The sequence below is a fragment of the Curtobacterium sp. MCBA15_016 genome, assembly GCF_001865105.1.
GTDB lineage: Bacteria > Actinomycetota > Actinomycetes > Actinomycetales > Microbacteriaceae > Curtobacterium.
Genome location: NZ_MJGR01000045.1, coordinates 82,167 through 99,281, shown reverse-complemented (window position 1 = coordinate 99,281; position 17,115 = coordinate 82,167). Strand labels below are relative to the sequence as shown.

General features: G+C 65.3%; 20 protein-coding genes and 1 tRNA gene. 13 read left to right on the top strand and 8 right to left on the bottom strand.

Going from position 1 to position 17,115, the window contains the following annotated elements; genetic code table 11:
- Positions 1-66: 66 nt before the first annotated feature.
- Positions 67-519, bottom strand: a complete 453-nt coding sequence (locus BIV03_RS16595; RefSeq protein WP_070417310.1) for an SRPBCC family protein — start codon at positions 517-519, stop codon at positions 67-69.
- 74 nt (positions 520-593) lie between these two features.
- Here BIV03_RS16595 and BIV03_RS16590 point away from each other — a divergent pair, with 74 nt between their 5' ends.
- Together BIV03_RS16590 and BIV03_RS19240 are read left to right on the top strand one after the other, a co-directional pair.
- The gene (locus tag BIV03_RS16590; protein WP_070417309.1) at positions 594-1,136 is read left to right on the top strand and encodes an amino-acid N-acetyltransferase; all 543 of its coding nucleotides are present in this window, start codon (positions 594-596) and stop codon (positions 1,134-1,136) included.
- A gap of 64 nt (positions 1,137-1,200) precedes the next feature.
- A complete protein-coding gene (locus BIV03_RS19240) occupies positions 1,201-1,911 on the top strand; it encodes a hypothetical protein (protein ID WP_139202034.1) in 711 nt (236 codons plus the stop codon).
- A 92-nt stretch (positions 1,912-2,003) separates the two neighbouring features.
- Here BIV03_RS19240 and BIV03_RS16575 read toward each other — a convergent pair whose 3' ends face one another.
- Both BIV03_RS16575 and BIV03_RS16570 read right to left on the bottom strand, forming a co-directional pair.
- Entirely contained in the window at positions 2,004-2,735 is a 732-nt protein-coding gene (locus tag BIV03_RS16575) for a DUF3800 domain-containing protein (protein WP_071296481.1), read from the bottom strand.
- Between the two features lie 111 nt (positions 2,736-2,846).
- Complete coding sequence (locus BIV03_RS16570) at positions 2,847-3,056, bottom strand: cold-shock protein (RefSeq protein WP_022907629.1); 210 nt, start codon at positions 3,054-3,056, stop codon at positions 2,847-2,849.
- Between the two features lie 304 nt (positions 3,057-3,360).
- On the opposite strand from BIV03_RS16570, the gene BIV03_RS16565 reads away from it, so the two are divergent.
- Complete coding sequence (locus tag BIV03_RS16565) at positions 3,361-3,744, top strand: SseB family protein (RefSeq protein WP_071296496.1); 384 nt, start codon at positions 3,361-3,363, stop codon at positions 3,742-3,744.
- 75 nt (positions 3,745-3,819) lie between these two features.
- On the opposite strand, the gene radA is transcribed toward BIV03_RS16565, so the two are convergent.
- Entirely contained in the window at positions 3,820-5,181 is a 1,362-nt protein-coding gene (radA, locus tag BIV03_RS16560) for a DNA repair protein RadA (protein WP_071296480.1), read from the bottom strand.
- Positions 5,182-5,191: 10 nt separating this feature from the next.
- Positions 5,192-6,181 carry an SGNH/GDSL hydrolase family protein gene (locus BIV03_RS16555; RefSeq protein ID WP_071296479.1) on the bottom strand — a complete coding sequence of 330 codons (990 nt, stop codon included), beginning with the start codon at positions 6,179-6,181 and terminating at the stop codon, positions 5,192-5,194.
- A gap of 142 nt (positions 6,182-6,323) precedes the next feature.
- Here BIV03_RS16555 and BIV03_RS16550 point away from each other — a divergent pair.
- The 9 genes from BIV03_RS16550 (at position 6,324) to BIV03_RS20270 (ending at position 14,519) form a co-directional block, all read left to right on the top strand.
- Positions 6,324-6,413: transfer RNA gene (locus tag BIV03_RS16550), tRNA-Ser, on the top strand.
- A 509-nt stretch (positions 6,414-6,922) separates the two neighbouring features.
- Positions 6,923-8,782, top strand: a complete 1,860-nt coding sequence (locus tag BIV03_RS16545) for a P-loop NTPase fold protein (protein WP_071296478.1) — start codon at positions 6,923-6,925, stop codon at positions 8,780-8,782.
- Positions 8,769-9,593, top strand: a complete 825-nt coding sequence (gene qatB, locus BIV03_RS20275) for a Qat anti-phage system associated protein QatB (protein ID WP_083403502.1) — start codon at positions 8,769-8,771, stop codon at positions 9,591-9,593. Before BIV03_RS16545 ends, qatB begins: the two co-directional genes overlap by 14 nt.
- On the top strand, positions 9,590-10,858 hold the full coding sequence (gene qatC / locus BIV03_RS18905) for a Qat anti-phage system QueC-like protein QatC (protein WP_083403501.1): 1,269 nt from the start codon (positions 9,590-9,592) through the stop codon (positions 10,856-10,858). The genes qatB and qatC overlap by 4 nt, the downstream gene beginning before the upstream one ends.
- Positions 10,855-11,589, top strand: a complete 735-nt coding sequence (gene qatD, locus BIV03_RS20315; RefSeq protein ID WP_083403500.1) for a Qat anti-phage system TatD family nuclease QatD — start codon at positions 10,855-10,857, stop codon at positions 11,587-11,589. The genes qatC and qatD overlap by 4 nt, the downstream gene beginning before the upstream one ends.
- 806 nt (positions 11,590-12,395) lie before the next feature.
- Positions 12,396-13,253, top strand: coding sequence for an HNH endonuclease (locus BIV03_RS16540; RefSeq protein WP_071296477.1), 858 nt, complete (start codon positions 12,396-12,398; stop codon positions 13,251-13,253).
- Between the two features lie 208 nt (positions 13,254-13,461).
- Positions 13,462-13,857, top strand: a complete 396-nt coding sequence (locus tag BIV03_RS16535; RefSeq protein WP_071296476.1) for a hypothetical protein — start codon at positions 13,462-13,464, stop codon at positions 13,855-13,857.
- Entirely contained in the window at positions 13,841-14,224 is a 384-nt protein-coding gene (locus BIV03_RS16530; protein ID WP_071296475.1) for a hypothetical protein, read from the top strand. The genes BIV03_RS16535 and BIV03_RS16530 overlap by 17 nt, the downstream gene beginning before the upstream one ends.
- A 169-nt stretch (positions 14,225-14,393) precedes the next feature.
- Positions 14,394-14,519 (top strand): hypothetical protein, encoded by a 126-nt coding sequence (locus BIV03_RS20270; RefSeq protein WP_302847776.1) that lies wholly within the window; start codon positions 14,394-14,396, stop codon positions 14,517-14,519.
- A 66-nt stretch (positions 14,520-14,585) separates the two neighbouring features.
- On the opposite strand, the gene BIV03_RS16525 is transcribed toward BIV03_RS20270, so the two are convergent.
- The 3 genes from BIV03_RS16525 to BIV03_RS19235 all read right to left on the bottom strand — a co-directional run bounded on the left by BIV03_RS16525 (position 14,586) and on the right by BIV03_RS19235 (position 16,454).
- Entirely contained in the window at positions 14,586-15,041 is a 456-nt protein-coding gene (locus BIV03_RS16525) for a hypothetical protein (RefSeq protein WP_071296474.1), read from the bottom strand.
- A 132-nt stretch (positions 15,042-15,173) separates the two neighbouring features.
- Positions 15,174-15,953, bottom strand: coding sequence for a hypothetical protein (locus BIV03_RS16520; RefSeq protein ID WP_139202033.1), 780 nt, complete (start codon positions 15,951-15,953; stop codon positions 15,174-15,176).
- Between the two features lie 273 nt (positions 15,954-16,226).
- Positions 16,227-16,454, bottom strand: coding sequence for a hypothetical protein (locus tag BIV03_RS19235; RefSeq protein WP_139202032.1), 228 nt, complete (start codon positions 16,452-16,454; stop codon positions 16,227-16,229).
- On the opposite strand from BIV03_RS19235, the gene BIV03_RS16515 reads away from it, so the two are divergent.
- A complete protein-coding gene (locus tag BIV03_RS16515; protein WP_083403499.1) occupies positions 16,442-17,107 on the top strand; it encodes an alpha/beta fold hydrolase in 666 nt (221 codons plus the stop codon). The genes BIV03_RS19235 and BIV03_RS16515 overlap by 13 nt on opposite strands.
- Positions 17,108-17,115: the final 8 nt, after the last annotated feature.

Sequence of the window (17,115 nt, the reverse complement as noted above, 5' to 3'; positions counted from 1 at the left end):
GGCGCGGTGCCAGCTGGCACTGCGCCTCCCGTCCCGACCGTGGTCGCGTCTCGTGCGTCGGCCTGATCAGGCCTGCACGTCGCCCCGCCACCCGGTGTCGGTGGGCGCCGACTCGACGCGCTCCTTGTAGTTCTGCAGGTCCTTCTTGATGGCGTGACCGCCGACGCCGACCGCTGCGCCGAGCTTCTCGAGGAAGCCGGAGGGCTCCCAGTCGATCTGCGCGGTGACGCGGGTCTCGTCGTCGGACAGCTTGTGGAAGGTGACGACGCCGGCGTGGTCGGTCTCGCCGTCCTTGACCGTCCACGCGACCCGCTCGTCGGGGTGCTGCTCGGTGATGAGGGCACGGAACTCGCGCTCCTGGCCGGCGACCTTCACGGTCCAGTCGGTGGTCTTGTCGTCGACCTGGACGATCTTCTCGACCTCGTCGAGGAACTCGGGGAACTCCTCGAAGCGGGTCCACTGGCCGTAGGCAGCTGCGACGGGGACGTTCACGTCGACGGTTTCGATGATCTGAGGCATGACCCGGACGGTAGGCGGCCACGGCTGGGCGCCGTACAGGGGCGTGTCCCCCGGGGCGCACTAGTGTGAGGGAGATGACTGAGCACGGGAAGCACGCGTTCCACGAACGGGACGAGCACGGCATCCTGGTGCGCCCGGCCCTGGCGTCCGACGTCCCGCACATCCAGCGGCTCATCTCGCCCTACGTCGACCGGCGGATCCTGCTCGGCAAGGAGAACGTCGCGCTCTACGGTTCGATCCAGCAGTTCCGGATCGCCGAAGGCCCCGACGGCGTCCCGATCGGGTGCGGTGCGCTCGCCGTGTTCTGGGACGACATCGCCGAGGTGCGCACGCTCGCCCTCGACGCCGACTGGATCCACAAGCGCGTCGGCCACCGCATGCTCGAGGCACTCGAGCACGACGCCCGCGAACTCGGCGTCGCCCGCATCTTCTGCCTCACGTTCGAGGTCGACTTCTTCACGAAGCACGGGTACCTCGAGATCGGCGAGAGCGTCGTCTCGCCCGAGGTGTACGCCGAGCTCGTCCGGTCGTCGGACGAAGGGGTCGCGGAGTTCCTCGACCTCGCACGGGTGAAGCCGAACACGCTCGGCAACACCCGCATGCTGAAGATCCTCTGACGCTTTCGCCTGCCCTCCGGCGGGGTTCCCTCGTCGGGCTCGCGCCGTTGTCTACCCTGTGCGCATGTCGTCGTTCCGTCACCCCGTCGGGCCCGAGAAGCCGGGCGTCTACTGGCGCCGTCGTGCGATGGTCATCGGGGTGCTGCTGCTGATCGTGGTCGTCGTCGTGCTGATCGTGGTCGGGCGGGGTGGGGCGTCTGCTGACCCGGGTTCTTCTCCCGCTTCCGCCTCTGCATCGTCTGCCGGGCCGTCGTCGTCGCCGCGTGCCACGCCCTCTGCAGCCGCTTCGCCCTCGGGGTCGGCCTCGGCCTCGTCTTCGGCCTCGGCTTCGGCCTCGTCTTCGGCTTCGGCTCCGGCCTCGGCCAAGGACGGGTCGACGTGTGCCAAGGAGCAGATCGAGCTCACGCCGGTCGTCGACAAGACCTCGTACGGCCCCACCGAGGACCCGAAGATCGCGATGTCGATCAAGAACACCGGGTCGAACTCGTGCCACATGGACCTCGGGTCGTCCCAGCAGGTGCTCACGATCTCGTCCGGCGAGGAGCAGTACTGGTCGTCGAAGGACTGCCAGACCGGCGGGACCAACCAGGACGTCACGATCAAGGCCGGGCAGACCCTGACCACGCCGGCGATCGCCTGGGACCGGACGCGGTCGTCGACGTCGACGTGCGACTCGTCACGGCCGTCGGTCACCGGTGGGGGTGCGAGCTACCACCTGGAGGTGGCGGTGGGGAACATCGAGTCGAAGGCGTCGGTGCAGTTCATCCTCGGGTAGTCCGGCGGTGCTCCCCCTGCTACGATGAAGGCAAGTGGATTGGGAATGCCCGGTCGGCGTCACACCCCCGGATCTCCGGGGGTTTTCGCTTGTCAGGGATAGACCTTCAGCCCCCACCCGAGCTCTGAGCCCGCCGGGGACTTCGGCATCCGGTTCAGGATCCGGTCCCAGGCCCGGTTCCGCTGCTCCGGGTGGAGCAAGTGGGTTCCGATCGGCCGTGCGACGAGGTCGGCGATCTGCAGCCCGGTGCTGTTCGCCTGCTTGCTCGCGATCGCGAAGCGGAACGTCTCGGCCATCCCACGCATCTTCGTCGTGGACAGGATCCGACCGAACTCCCGCTCGAGATCACGGTCTTCCGTCCGACCACGGCTCTCGAAGACGACGACCGTCTCGCTCCGCGCGACTCCCTTGCTCTGCAGCTGCAGGAACACCCGCTCGAGCCCGAACTCGAGGGCGACGTGGTACGGACTCGTGTCAACGCCGACACGAGCACGGAACTCGTGTTTCCGGATCGCGCTCGCGACGATGCCAAACCGCTCGTCGAACACCGAGTCGACCCGCTGCATGAACGCCGTCCGAACCTTGGCGTTCAGGAGGATGTCGAACGGCGGTGCAGACTGTCGCATCTCGCGCTCGTGCAGGACGACCATGTCGTGGTTGAAGAAGTCGAACTTGATCCGCTGTACGAGCGGGACGATGCGCTCGACGTACAGGTCGACCGGGAAGATGCAGAACGCCAGGACGAACATCGGGTAGTCCGGGTCGATGCTCGTGAGACTGTGGTCTCCGCTTTCGTCGACGTAGACGACGTATCCGCTCCGCACGGGGAGTCAGCATATCAGCGGTGATACGACGGATGCGGGGCGCGCAGAAGTCGTGAAACGGGAACGGGCCCGTCGTCACGAGGACGACGGGCCCGTTCGGGCTGGAGGAGATCAGCCGATGACGGAGATGTTCTCCGCCTGCGGGCCCTTGCGGCCCTCGGTGATGTCGAACTCCACCTTCTGGTTCTCCTCGAGCGACTTGTAGCCGTTGCCAGCGATCGCGGAGAAGTGAGCGAAGACGTCAGCGGAGCCGTCGTCCGGGGCGATGAAGCCGAAGCCCTTTTCGTTGTTGAACCACTTGACGGTGCCGGTCGATGCCATGATGGCGTTCCTTACTTTCTTGCCAGTCGACATCTGCAGTCGACTGCCTTGCGATGCGGTATTCGCTACCGCCGATCCACCGACGGATGTCGTCAGATCGATGCGTCCTGCGGGCATGGGGCCGGTAGAACGGGTTCGGGGCCAGGCGGCCGGGGAAGGCCAGTGACCGATGGCGCTCGAGGTGCTGTGCACCGGAAGAACGATGGACTCCCGCCGAAGCGGTTGGTACCAATCTACAGTCTTGTGGCCACAAGGGAAGAGCCGAAGTCGCCGAACGTCCATGAATCTGGTGGACTGGGTCCCGATGGCAGACAAGGAACAGCGTTTCCGGAGCGAACAGCTCGAGGCGGCGCTCGAGAAGCAGGACGTCGCGGCGGTGGCCTTCGCGCTCCGCAACGACATCGTGATCGTCCCCCGGCTCGTCACCGGCAAGAAGGACATGCAGGTGCGGGTGTTCGGGCGTGAGGGCTCGGACAAGCGCATCCTGCTGCTGTTCTCGTCGGCGGACGCGTACACGGCGATGGTGCCGGACGAGAAGGTCCGGCAGGTGATGGTCTACGACGGACCGCGGCTCGAGGAGTTCATCGCGGCGCACCTGGACTCGCTCGAGGGCGTCTTCTTCGACATCGCGGGCCCGCACACGATGCAGGCGACGCCCGAGGACCTGTTGGCGGCGCTCCGGGCCTGACTCGCGCTCGCGTGTGCGTCGTTCGGCGGCGTGTCGCACCGCCCGCTCTGCCGTGATCGGTGCTGCCGTGATCGGTCAGAACGCTCGGTCGAGTTCGCGCTCCCGCTCGTTCGCGGCCAGGGAGAACGCGACCCGTAGTGCTTCGCGGAGGTGCTGAGCGTCCGCGCCGAGCACGGTCGTGAAGCCAAGGCGTGCGGCTTCGCTCGCGCGCTGCTTCGTTCCGGTTGTCGGACGGATCTCGCCCGCGAGGCTGATTTCGCCGACGGCCGCCAACGTGTGCGGGTACGGGCGGTCGCGGGCGGCACTCGCGAGGGCCAGTGCGATGGCGAGGTCCGCGCCGGGCTCGGTGAGCTTCATGCCGCCCACCGTGGAGACGTAGACGTCGGCATCCGACAGCTTCAGGCCGGCGCGACGTTCGAGCACCGCGAGCAGCATCGCCACGCGGGAGGAGTCGACGCCGTTCACGACCCGGCGCGGCTGCGGCGCCGAGCTCGGGACGACGAGCGCCTGCACCTCGACCGGGAGTGCTCGGCGACCCTCGAGCGCGACGGTCACGCACGTACCGGACACCGGCGCGCCGTTCTTCGACATGAAGAGGCCACTGGGGTCGGGGACCTCGTGGATGCCGTCGCCGGCCATGTCGAAGCAGCCGACCTCGTCCGTGGGGCCGAAGCGGTTCTTGAGCGCGCGGACGAACCGGAGTGCGGTCTGCCGGTCGCCTTCGAAGTGGCACACCACGTCGACGAGGTGTTCGAGCAGTCGGGGTCCGGCGATCGTGCCGTCCTTCGTCACGTGCCCGACGATCAGGACTGGGAGCGCGCGGTCCTTCGCGACGCGGATCAGCGTGGAGGCGACCTCACGCACCTGGGAAGTACCACCGGCGATGCCGTCGATCGAGCTCGACGAGATCGTCTGCACCGAGTCGGCGATGAGGAGGTCCGGCTTGACCTGGTCGATCTGGCCGAGGATGACGCCGAGGTCGACCTCGCTCGCCAGGTAGAGGTCGTCGTGCATCGCCCCGGTGCGTTCGGCGCGGAGCCGGACCTGGTCGACGGATTCCTCGGCGCTGACGTAGAGCACGCGCTTGCCGGTCGCCGCCGCTCGTGAAGCGACCTCGAGCAGGAGCGTCGACTTGCCGACACCGGGCTCGCCGGACAGCAGGACCGCCGCACCCGGGACCACTCCGCCGCCGAGGACACGGTCGAACTCGCCGATGCCGGTCTGCCAGCGCTGGACCGTCGTTCCGCGGGATTCGGTGATGGGCCGTGCCACGCGGTTGCCGGTGACCGCCACCGAGGTGGTGCCCCGGACGCTGGCGGTGGCCGCGGTGGAGTCCTCGACCGTGCCCCAGGACTGGCACTCACCGCAGCGGCCGACCCACTTGATGCTGGTCCAGCCGCACTCGGTGCAGCGGTAGGGGGACTGAGCGCGAGCCATGATCGTCAGGCTAGGCGGTGCCGCTGACATCACCCGCGCGGTCGTCCGGACCGTCGGGGCGCGTGTCGGGTCCGGCGTCGGGCAGGGTGACCGATCCGGTCATGCGCTGCCGAAGGCGGTCGATGCGACCGGGACGTTCGGCGTGGTCGAGAGCCTCGGCACCCTCGGTGTCCTGCTCGGCCCGGGCGGTCGCCACCGCTCCGGCTCCGGCGCCGAGGTCCTCGGCTTCACGGGCGGACAGGTAGTGCCGGATCGCGGCAACGACGTCGACCCGAGCATCGACCGCGGGTTCGAACGCGCTCGCCCAGATCTCGTACCCGCGGTCGTTCGGGTGGAACAGGTCGCCGTAGCTGTTGAAGAACGTCCGGCGCAGACCGACCCGCTTGGTGATGGTGTGCAGCGGCGCGACCGTGAGCCCGAACTCCTCGGCCACGCGGTGCACGATCTCGTTCGCCACGGCGACCTTGCGCTCACGGTCGGGGACGAACATGCACGGCAGCTCGGCGACGATCGCGTGCGACGGCACGGCGCCGTAGATGTCTCGGATGTTCCGCTCGAACTTGTCGGGGTGGAAGTCGGCGATGTCGTTCGCGCCGATCGACACCGTGCAGATGTCGGGCGTGTAGTTGCGGAGCTTCGGCAGTTGGTCCTTCCGCGCCCCCCACGTCGTCGAGCCGGACACGCTGAGGTTCACGACGCGGACCGACGACCGGGAGCGGTGCCGGATCCGGCGGGCGAGCAGCCCCACGTACCCGCGGTGGGGTTCGCTCGCACCGACGCCCTGCGCTGCCGAGTCACCGATCGCGAGGTACGTGATCTGCCCTTCGTGCTGCAAACGCTCGCGCCACCAGTCGGCGTGCACGGGCAGCAGTTCGCCGACTCGACGGGCGGCGGCGCGTTGACCACGGACGCCTGCCCGGGCGCCGAAGGCAGCGCCCCCGAGGACGGTGAGGCCGCCGACGACCGACGACAGCAGTGCGATGAGCGTGCGAGATCTCATGCGGTGGACGTTACGCGGACTTCTTCGGGACGCGATCCGTCCCGACCGGGCCGTGGACGGGCGTCCGGGACCGGACACCTGTGGAGGGGGAGCCGACGCGCGGTGGTGCGTCGCGCCTCCTGGATCGTGTAAACTCTTTCCCGGTACCGTGTCCGAGCGGCCGAAGGATCATGTCTCGAAAACATGTGTGGGGGCAACTCCACCGTGGGTTCAAATCCCACCGGTACCGCCACAGAAAACCCCCGTTCACACGGGGGTTTTCTTCTTTTTAGGAGCGTCCTTGGTGCATCTCTGGTGCACTCTCTTGAGTGCAGTACTCCGTGCCGCGGCCGCCGCTTGCCCTTCGGCAGCGTGGTCAGCCAGAGTGCGTCCGACCCGGTGCCCCAGGCGCACTCGCCCGTTCCCCGAGCGCGCGCAGCGAAGCGCAAGCCTTCGGGTCCGTCCCCGCTAACGGGCCTCGCCACTGCGATGCGCCGCTGAAGCTCCAGATGAGCGCATAGATGTGTGGCAGAGCTCCGACGGGGACCCTAAAACCACAGATGCACAGTCAGCCGCGACCGTGGCGCTGGGGTATACCCCAACGAGACACCGTCCCGTTGGGATGCGACGATCGCGGCCGCAGATGCCCTGCCGATCGGCGGCTCTCGTCCTCGAACGGAGCGCCGTGCGAAGGTTTCGTCCTTCACCTGTGAGTATGAGTCGGGTATCGCGTTAGGAAGACTGGGCAAGGGAGACGGCTGCGTGTGGTCCGACAACGAAACCGATAGAGACTTCCTAAACTTCAGCGGCGTCGCCGAGTCAATTGCGCAAATCGTCATCGACGCCGACACGCGCCCAGTCTCGATCGGCGTTTCAGGTTCCTGGGGTGTCGGCAAGTCGTCGATGATCAAACTGACGCAGGCGGCGCTAAGGCAGCGAACTGGCACCGATGACTTCGTGTTCATTGAGTTCAACGCCTGGTTGTACCAAGGGTACGACGATGCACGAACCGCGCTCCTTGAAACGATTGCTGCCCGGCTGATTGAAGAAGCGACGGCTCGAGAGACCGGACTGGATAAGGCCAAAGACTTTCTCAAGCGCATCAAATGGCTCCGTCTCGCCAAGGCAGTCGCCGTCCCCGCTGCGGCTATTGCACTGGGCCTGCCTCCGGTCGGGCTGGTCGGCGAGGTCACAGGAATCATCGGCGACATCAAGGATGGTGACGCCGACGAAAGGACCCTGAAGAACGGTGGCAATGCTGCAAAGGCGGCCGCAGCCGCGGGGCGTATCCTGCTTGACCCCAAGGAGGATTCCTCGCCGCCGAGGCAGATCGAGAAGTTGCGGGAATCATTCGAGGAAGCTCTTGAGGAAATGGGGGTCACCCTAGTGCTTCTCGTCGACGACCTGGATCGATGCTTGCCCGATACCGCTATCTCGACCCTTGAAGCGATACGGTTATTCCTCTTCCTCCGTCGGACTGCATTCGTTATCGCTGCCGACGATGGCATGATCAAACACGCGGTTAGGAAGCATTTTGGGGATCTTACCGACGAATCGCTAGTCACAAACTACTTCGACAAGCTCATTCAAATTCCAATTCGCGTGCCCGCTCTTGGCACACAAGAGGTACGAGCATATATGATGATGCTTTTCATCGAGAACAGTTCTCTCGGCGGCGATGAGAAGGAACGACTTAGGGAGGCAATGGCTGACCGACTCAAAGAATCATGGCGTGGCAAGAGTGTTAATCGCGCCTTCGTCCGCGATCAGGGAGTCGAGCTTCCTGCGCCGTTAATTCTTCAACTCAACACGGCCGAGCGCCTTGCTCCTGTTATGACATCGGCGAAGGGGATCGCCGGTAATCCCCGTCTAATCAAGCGGTTCCTTAACGCCCTGGACATCCGATTGTCGATCGCGAAGGCCCAAGGTATTGATGTTGATGAGCAGGTACTTGCAAAGCTGCTTCTCTTTGAGCGGCTCGCTCCTCCGCAGTCATTCGCCGCATTAACAGCCGCGGTGAACGCTGACGGCGACGGCAAGCCCAGGGCTCTTGGGGAGTGGGAAGTAGCTGCAGCTGCAGGCGAAGCGATGGACCTCGATGGCCCCTGGGCAGGCTCGTTCGTGGCGGACTGGATTGGTCTCGCGCCGCCACTTGCCGACGAGGACCTCCGCGGCGCGCTGTATGTGGGGCGAGAGAACGCACCGTTGATCACGGGTGAAGACCGTCTTTCGTCTGAAGCCGCTGAACTCCTAACGGCCCTTGTTGAAGAGCCAGGCGGCGCTGCACTTCTTACCGAGGACCTTGCCGCTCTTGCACGGCCGGAACTGTCGATCATCATGGAGCGCCTCCTCGCGAAGGCGCGTCAGGAGACTTCGTGGGGGACCCCTCCTGTGCTCGACGCCTGCCTGGCCATCGCCGAGGTCGATCCAGAAGGCCAGGGTCAGATCCTCGCGGGGTTCCTGGGAGGGCGACCGGCTGCGCAGATTAGTCCCGGCATAGTCCCGCGGATTTCGCAATACCCGTGGGCGCAGGTCGTGTTCAACGCCTGGAACGCATCGGACGAGATCGACGCGCCCGTGAAGCGAGCGATAAAGCAGAGGACGGAACATGGGAACGTCTAAGAGCAGCACCGGTCCAGGTGCAGGCGTCTCGCTTGTCCCACCGTGGGCCGATCCGCCGCCGGACGATGCACCGCCCGTTGTTGGCGACTCCGCTGCTGATGACGGCCAGTCGGCACCCGAGCCACTTGCAGTCGACCCAAAAGCTGCGCCGGCGCGCTTTGGTGCAACTCGAAGCAACGCGACACGCTTCGCGCGCTCAGGGGACACAGACGCGCTTCGCCGCTCACTCTCTCGCTACGTAACGTCCGGGTACGGCGGCAGCGGAACGCTCACCCGCCGATTGTCTGGCACAGCGCGCACGGCCGGTAGGCTTTCGTCGCTTCTAGGCTCCGCACCGGGTGGTGACGCCGCTGCTCTTCGTGACAGAATCATCGCCAACAGTGGGAACGCCGACGCGATCCTCAACGCAGTCGTCGAGGCAGTCGCGCCAACTGACGGCACTCAGGACACCGAAGCTGCCCGGGTCTCCGTCCACACTGCCCTGAGCGACTTACTCAGCAGATATCCCGACGCCGACCTCGCAGCGCTTTCTGATACGCAGCGCGACTTCGTCATCGAGCGGTACACTGCGCTCGACGTCACAAATCGATTCCTACTCGATGTCGGAAAAACGATCCGAGACAAAGCGCCTGACGCGGTCACCGCAGCTCGTCGCGCGCGACAGGTTCGAGAGTTCGTCCAACAGGAAGTTGCCGCCGCCTTCCGCGCCGTACGAGCCAAGGGGAGATCGCTAGACTCCGGCGGCGTGTCAGCGCTCGTACGGGATGCGCTGCGTGAGGCCTTCACAGTATTCGAGGACTACACGTCATGAAATTTCGAAGTGGACCGGCGACATCGCTGAAGAACATTGGCGATGCAATTCCGATCTCTCTCTTCACCGCGTCGGCTCTCGATGCAGGGGCTACCGCTGGCAGGGCAATCCGGGAGTCAGTGCAACGCCGTGACCTCGCACCAGACCCCGCCGCCTGGGACTTTCTGGCAATCGCGTTGTCCGTGATCGCCGCTGACGGAATAAGCCACCGAGAGGACAGCCCAGACGGATGGACACGCGAGATCGCGATCGATATCGCCGTGAGTGACCCAGACGCCTGGGCCCCCCAGCTGCCCGACCTCAACCGAGCGCTGGGGTTCCTGACCACGGACAGGTGGTCGCTGTCTGTCCGAGATGGAGGCGACGCGCTTGATGTCCCTCTCGAGCCGCACCGTTACGACGTCGACGCGGTGGCCCTACTTTCAGGTGGCCTAGACTCTCTCATTGGTGCAATTGACCTGACCGCATCGGGTCTGAGACTGCTAGCAACAAGCCATGTTGTGCGCGGGGATGCCGAGAAACAAGAACAATTTGCCCGTGAGCTAGGAATCGAACGTCTGCCGCTCAACCACAATGCCAGCACCGAACGATCGGCTAAGGAAACGTCCCAGCGCGCGCGATCACTGATCTTTCTCGCGTACGCCGTTCTTGCCGCGACCTGCACTGACCGATATCGGGATGGCGGGACCGTCCCGATCTATATGTGTGAAAACGGTTTCATTGCTATCAATCCTCCGCTCACTACGTCGCGGATCAGCAGTCTCAGCACTCGTACCGCCCGGCCGGAGTTCCTTGATGCTATCGAGCGAATCCTTCGGGACGTCGGACTCAACGTCCGAATCATAAACCCGTACCTCCTCAAGACAAAGGGCGAGATGATGCAGGAGTGCTCAGATCAAACGAGACTCGCGGAACTTGCTCATGTGTCGACGAGCTGCGGACGATTCCAGCGGTTCAACTACACGCACTGTGGGCGTTGTGTCCCGTGCCAGATTAGACGAGCCTCCTTTCTTAGCTGGGGCCGCGACGATTCAACGCGGTACTACTTCCATGACATCGGCAAGCAAGACTCCGAACACGCTGGATTCGATGACGTGAGATCGGTCGCAATCGCTCGCTATGAGATCGAAGAGTCTGGATTTGAACGCTGGGTTGGACCCACGCTCAGCTCATTGGCATTCACCGAGGCCGCGCAGGTCGCGGCGATGTTGAGACGTGGCATGCTCGAGCTTGGAGCGCTGCACGACGCTTTCGGGGTCAAGTGATCGACTTCCATTGCCATCTAGACCTCTATCCGGACCCCGTCAATGTTGCCACGGCTGCGCTTGATCGAAATGTTGGAATCGTATCTGTTACCACGACGCCCTCCGCTTGGCCCGGAACGGCAGATCTGGGCAGTAAGTATGCAAACGTCCGAACAGCTTTGGGGTTGCACCCTCAGCTGGCCGAGGAGCGCGAGCATGAGTTGCGGCAGTTCGATCGATATCTCATCGAAACTGACTTCGTAGGGGAGGTCGGACTCGACGGATCCCCTGAACTCCGCGCGACATGGGACGCCCAACTACGCGTCTTCCGACACATTCTGCGAAGTACCCGCGAGGCGGGAGGGAAGGTGGTGACCGTTCATAGCAGGCGGGCTGCCAGCGCGGTTCTCGATGAACTCGAGGTGCTGCCTCCCGGTCGGGTGATTTTGCACTGGTTTTCAGGGACAGTTAGTGAGGCCCGGCGCGCGTCGGAAGCAGGCCACTACTTCAGTCTTGGTCCCGCGATGCTCAGGGGTGCGAAGGGGCGGGGCCTCTTGAACACAATCCCTCGTGATCGGCTCCTGCTCGAAACTGATGGACCGTTTACTCGGATTAGCGGCAGGCCCCTGATTCCGACGGACATTCATAGCTGTTTCGACGCGCTGTCACTCCTTTGGGATATTCCGATGACGGAGGCGCGTCTCCTCATTCGCGAGAACGAACGACGCTTTCTCTCACCCCCAAATTCTTAACCGTTCCTTATTGGACAGGGTGGAGGGGAAGAGATCGCGGCAGATCTGACAAAAGCGCCATCATCGGACGCTTTCGGCTTAGCGAGCGCGGACGCCGGCGCTGCGTTCGTTGCGATCGCTTGAGCAAGTAAGTTATGTCCTCGTCGCCGATGCGTCCACGGAGCTGCTGGCTCGCGCTTCAGTCACGTCGGCCATCGGCACTTCACCCCGCAATATCTTGTTCCGAGAGTCGCTTTTATCGGAACTGAGGGCACAGGGGTCGGTAGACGGCGGTTAGCCCTCGGCAGTCCTTTGCACAGGAGACGGAACTGTCGCCTCAGCGGCTGTGCCTAGGCGGCGACAGAACTTGGGCGAGGTGAGGTCACCTAGTGGCGTTCACTCTCGCGAGCGGGACCCCGCCAACTTTTCCGGAGCGCCGGATCGCCTGGCGGAGGCTGGTGCTGCGGCACGCGTGGAGACACCGGCAGAGGGTCATCTAGTGGCGCCGGTCAGGGCGGGCCTCGAAGCCTGGGCTCGCTTGGTGGCGATGACGCTCCGGAACGAACCCGTCAGGCTTTGGTATCGCGGGGTCGTTGCCGCGTACCGTGACGCAAGAGATGAAGTGGTGCGCGCTGGAGCAACGGCAGCAGGAGTGGACTCCAACAAGCCTCCTGAACGGGTGTTTCTTCCTGTTGTGAGGTGTACCGGCGAATTGGTACGCATCACGTCGAGCTCGATACGCCTCGCGTGCGCGAAGAGAGCTGAGTGGGATCCTGATAGCGCCGCGCCGGTACTGCTCGACTTCGCCTGCTTCGTACGATGGCGACGTGAACGAGAGCACTGGTCCCCGGTTCGGCGTGTGGCCCGTCGTCGCCGTCGACGCGATCGACGTCGAACTCGAGATCGAGAAGCTCCCGCCGTACCCAGCCGACGACGAGGAGCGCCTCGCGGTCTGGCGAGCGAAGAAGATCACGACGACGGCGAAGGAGACGCGCGAGTACCTCGCTCGGCTGTTCGGCGCGACCTGCCATCTCTGCGAGCAGCCGATCGACATGACACTGCAGGCGGCCCACCCGGGCGCCCCTCAGGTGGATCACCTCGACGTCAAGTCCGCTGGCGGCTCTTACACCTGGGGCAACGTCGCCCTCGCGCACCGGACGTGCAACTCATCGAAGAACGACCTCCGCGGCGGTGTCCGGCCACCGGAGGTCTACCGGCAGAAGCTCGCCGACGCGCTCTTCATCCACGAGCGTTCCGCCGCGATCGCGATGCTGCGTGCACGCGACGCGCAGGAGGCCCTCGACGAGAGCAAGCGCATCCTTCGCCTCGGTGATCGCCCGTCAGGCCGGGCGCGACTCAACATCACGGAGTTCGAGTGGGATGAGTACCGTGTCGAGCTGGAGCGGGAGATGGCTGCGGAGTCGTCTGCCGCCGAGGCAGCGTGGGGCCGTTACGCCGAGACCCGCGCACGACTCGAATACGCGAAAGCTCGCTCTCGCAAGATCGACCAGACGCTCCATGACGAGCGCGACGAACTCGATGGCGTCATGACGCGGATGCAGGAGAAGCTCGCCGCCCGGGTCGCCGACGGGGACATCATGACCGATCGGCTCCGCGGCACGATCAACCTCCTTGAGCGCACGCAGATCATGCTGGACGAGGACCTCGGGCTCGACGTCGACTGAGCGAGGTCAGCTAGACGCTGGAACTCCTCGATCACCGCGGGAAGCTGGCCGGAGGTGGTGAGCACCAACCGGCGCTCCCCCGGTCGAGCACGACCGACGACCTCGCAGTGCTCGAGCCTCGCCAGCAGCCGGTCAGCGACCGGCGGCGAGACGTACAGGTGGCGGGCAACACTCGCGGTCATCGCGACGCGCGCCGTGACGACATGACGTGCCCCTTGATGCTGAGGGCCGAGTCGATGACCTGCTCTGCGCCTTCGGCGCTCTTGTCGCGCGGCATGGCTCCTCGGCCGCCGCGACCGCGCAGGAGACTTGGCCAGTCGATCTTCGCCATGCGCTGTCGGCCCAGGTCGGCTTCACTGACGGCTACTCATACAACGTTACAGTCGGCTGCGGCAGCCGCAATATCGCTGCCGGCCAAACGCTCTATGGTCTCGCAGTCGGCGACTACTGGACTTATAAGATCCAAACCACCACGCAGGACCGGTTCCACTACCACCCGCCGACGAGCGTGAAAAAGAGCACTACTTTGTGGGCATTCAAGCCGCACACGGCGGCGATCAGCTGCGCTGTATACAAGGGATTCCCCTTTGGCTCCGGCAGCTAAGTTCGTCGCGCCGATCGCGGTCCTGCTGATCTTGGCGACGTCCGCGTGCTCACAAGCCGATGTCGACCCGCCGGCGTCCTACATCGGAAAACCGGTCTCAGTCCTCACTGGTCGGGATGGGCCTCGCGGTCTGGCCCAGGTCAAGATCAAGGTGGCGGGGCAAAAACGCCTCGGCGCCGGCGTCAGCGGCGGGCGGAAGATCATCTTGGCCATCTGCTCGAGTTCAGCCGACGTCAGCACTGCTGATCAAGCCGACGTCGGCTACCTCCGAGAGGGCTACGTCACGAGATCGATCAAGAAGAAAGCGGAGGCAGGCGACTTCCTCGACCAGCTCGACTGCGGCCCCGGTCTGAAAAATCCCAACTAAGGCATCAACCACGGAGGGGTGCAGTGCGATTGCACTGCACCCCTCCGTCTCTCGCAAGACGCCGCTGGTGCGATAGTCATGGCGTCGACTCACACTGTCGGACAGGGGCGCACCCCGAATTGACGTCAGACGGCTCATGTGGCGCGGGTCCGAATAGGGTGCGTTTGGCGTGGTTCAGCCGCGCCTGGACTTCCCCGATGACGACGAACTCCTGGTGAAGTGGCCCGAAGCAGGGATCACGATCACCAAGCTGACCCAGCTCAGCCCCATGTGGTCGGAGGAAGTCGCGGTCTGACGGCGGATGTAGAGACCCCCGCCGCCTCCCGGCTGCGGGGGTCTTCACTTGCTGCGTCCGGGGCGCTCAGTCGTCGAGGTCTGCGATCACAAAGTCGGAGATCTCCTCGAGCACCGCGCCCGACACTGGGAACGGGTTGTCCTCGCGGTCCGCGACCGCGATTATCACGACATCGCCGTCGCGGACGAGCGCCTTGAATCGGTCACCGATCGCGAGAGTGAGATCGCCGGGGAGTTCACGTGCCTCTGCGACGGTGTGCCAACCCTGGACCGCTGCCTTCGCGACGGCGGCCTCGGCGTCATCCGTGAGCGCCTTCGGCTGCGTCGGGGCGTACTTGTCCCAGAGGAACTTGCCGCCGTAGATCGTGCCGCCGACTACCGCAAAGCCGAGACCGACGACTGCGGCGCCCTTGCCGATGCCCTTCGTTTCACCTTGCTTCAGCAGGAGCTCGACCAGGGCCTCCGGCCCCCCTTCGGCCTTCGCGCGGGTAGTCAGAGCGATGTAGTCGTCCATGTTGCCCATGGGGTCTCCTGTCGGGTTCGGGTGCCGAGAGCCTACCGGTGACTATCGCTCGCCTCTGGTTGTGGTGTGGTGCGCCGGGCAGGAGCCCGTCCTGTAGAGCGAAGGACAGCATCGGCCCCCAGAGCCGGACAGTCAGTGGATGATCCGGGGTGGCGCTTTCCACTGCAAAGTGAACTCTTCCTCGACCTGCGCACCGCGTGCGTTCGACCAGGACAGCTCCATCGCCGCCCACTTCTGCTGGCCCTCCTGATACGGGTATCGCACCATGATCGCCTCCCCCGGGCCGACGGTCCGATCGGAGCCGTCGTCATCGTCAACCGCCAGGCGCGGGTCATGCAGGAACACGAACACGAGGCTTAGCGGGTGGTCACTCACGTTCGTGATCTGCCAGAGCTGAGCGGACTTCTTCCGGAGCGCCCACGGCGACCTCTCCGCTCCGCTCTCCGCAACCTCCGCGAGGCGCTCCTGTGCCGCCGCGGACCGCACCGCTGCGGCCGCGGACTCAGTCGACGCCTGAAGGGCCCTTTGCTCGTGGTCCGCTGCATCGGCTGCGGACTGTCGCGCTTCCTTCCTCGCCCGACGCGCTTCCCACGCTTGCCAGATCGCCACCAGTGCCGCCACTGCAGCAATGATCTCAGTCCACCAGTCCGCACCCACCGAGACTCCTTTCGTCACCAGGAACCTATAGACCGCAGCGCCCTCGCCGCGCGGCGGGGCTGGACGGAAGTCCTCGCTCCGCAGCGACGACATCTGCGAGCTCGCCTCCGGCTCGACGGCGGAGCCGATGTCCCGATGAGGTCTTCGACGGTGGTGGAAGACCTCTGGTGGAAGGGAGCCGGCGGAGCCGTCTCCGGGACAGATCGTGACGAGGAGATCTCCGTCGCGACGCCAGCTCGGAGCGGGACCGACCATGCACGAGAACGAACACTTCCTCTCCGGGACCGCGCCCCGCTGAGACCGTCCTGGCCGACTGCAGTAACTGCGCCGCCTCCGGCGTCGTCCTCGACGAGCACTTCGAGCCCGTGGACTGCGCGGTCTGTGACGCCACCGGAGCTACCACCAAGCGCCGTTCCGCGCGCATCACCAACATGCCGATCTTCGGCACCTGCACCCTCGCGGCGTGAGCGGCACCGACCTCGACACTTCGCCCTGACGGCCTCGACCATTGGCTGGCGCGGCTTTCCGTCAGTGCTGGGCGAGCATCAATCCAGACCGTCGGATGCTTCCGGTCTCAGTCTGCCGGCGCGCGCGACGCGGCGAGGCCTGGACGTACTGGCCGGCTTGCGCGCTCCAGGTCGTGCCGCTGACGTAGGTGCCTCGGGTGGTCGCCGGGACGCCGGTGAAAGTACCGATTTCGGAGACGACCAGCGAGCGGTTGACGTACTCCCCGGCCGGGATTATTGCGGCGGCCATGGTTCCTGCTCCTCAGATCTCGGGGTGCAGGTCGCGGACGGGGCGGGACGAGCCGGCCCGCGGACATCGACTCGGTGGCTGCGCTCGCCGCCGCGTACCTCGAACGGCTCCTCGTCGACGGCGAACGCGACGTCGTGCTGATCGGTTCGTCGATCGGTGGGTGGATCGCCCTCGAGATGGCCGTCCAGGCTGCTGCCGATGACCGGTACGTGGGTGTGGTCGGCGCGGTGGTCGACGTCGACGGTGTCGGCGCTGTCATCGAGGGTGAGCCGATCGCCGACTTCTTCGCGCTCGACGCCCGGGGTCTCGCCGAGGTCGCCTGGCACGACCCGGACCGCGGCTTCGTCGACCCGACCGTGCTCACGGACCAGCAGCGGGCGGTGCAGCAGTCGAACGGCGCGACGATGATCGCGGTCGCCGGGCGGACGATGAGCGACCCGACCCTCATGGAGCGGCTCGCCACGGTCGCGGTGCCCACACTCGTCGTGTTCGGGGAGAGCGACCGGGTCGTCACGCCGGCGTACGGTCGTCGAGTCGCAGCGGCCGTCCCGGGGGCGACGTTCGCCGAGGTGCCGGAAGCGGGGCACCTGCCCCACCTGGAGAACCCCGACGCGACGTGGCGCGTCCTCGACCCGTTCCTGCGCGAGGACTGACTCGCGAC

Excerpts from the sequence above, each read along its gene's own strand:
- BIV03_RS19235 (WP_139202032.1), bottom strand. The coding sequence starts at position 16,454 with ATGGCCGCCGCAATAATCCCGGCCGGGGAGTACGTCAACCGCTCGCTG.
- BIV03_RS16555 (WP_071296479.1), bottom strand. The coding sequence starts at position 6,181 with ATGAGATCTCGCACGCTCATCGCACTGCTGTCGTCGGTCGTCGGCGGC.
- BIV03_RS16525 (WP_071296474.1), bottom strand. The coding sequence starts at position 15,041 with ATGGGCAACATGGACGACTACATCGCTCTGACTACCCGCGCGAAGGCC.
- BIV03_RS16590 (WP_070417309.1), top strand. The coding sequence starts at position 594 with ATGACTGAGCACGGGAAGCACGCGTTCCACGAACGGGACGAGCACGGC.
- radA (WP_071296480.1), bottom strand. The coding sequence starts at position 5,181 with ATGGCTCGCGCTCAGTCCCCCTACCGCTGCACCGAGTGCGGCTGGACC.
- BIV03_RS19240 (WP_139202034.1), top strand. The coding sequence starts at position 1,201 with ATGTCGTCGTTCCGTCACCCCGTCGGGCCCGAGAAGCCGGGCGTCTAC.
- BIV03_RS16565 (WP_071296496.1), top strand. The coding sequence starts at position 3,361 with ATGGCAGACAAGGAACAGCGTTTCCGGAGCGAACAGCTCGAGGCGGCG.
- BIV03_RS16595 (WP_070417310.1), bottom strand. The coding sequence starts at position 519 with ATGCCTCAGATCATCGAAACCGTCGACGTGAACGTCCCCGTCGCAGCT.
- qatB (WP_083403502.1), top strand. The coding sequence starts at position 8,769 with ATGGGAACGTCTAAGAGCAGCACCGGTCCAGGTGCAGGCGTCTCGCTT.
- BIV03_RS16570 (WP_022907629.1), bottom strand. The coding sequence starts at position 3,056 with ATGGCATCGACCGGCACCGTCAAGTGGTTCAACAACGAAAAGGGCTTC.
- qatC (WP_083403501.1), top strand. The coding sequence starts at position 9,590 with ATGAAATTTCGAAGTGGACCGGCGACATCGCTGAAGAACATTGGCGAT.
- BIV03_RS16520 (WP_139202033.1), bottom strand. The coding sequence starts at position 15,953 with ATGGTCGGTCCCGCTCCGAGCTGGCGTCGCGACGGAGATCTCCTCGTC.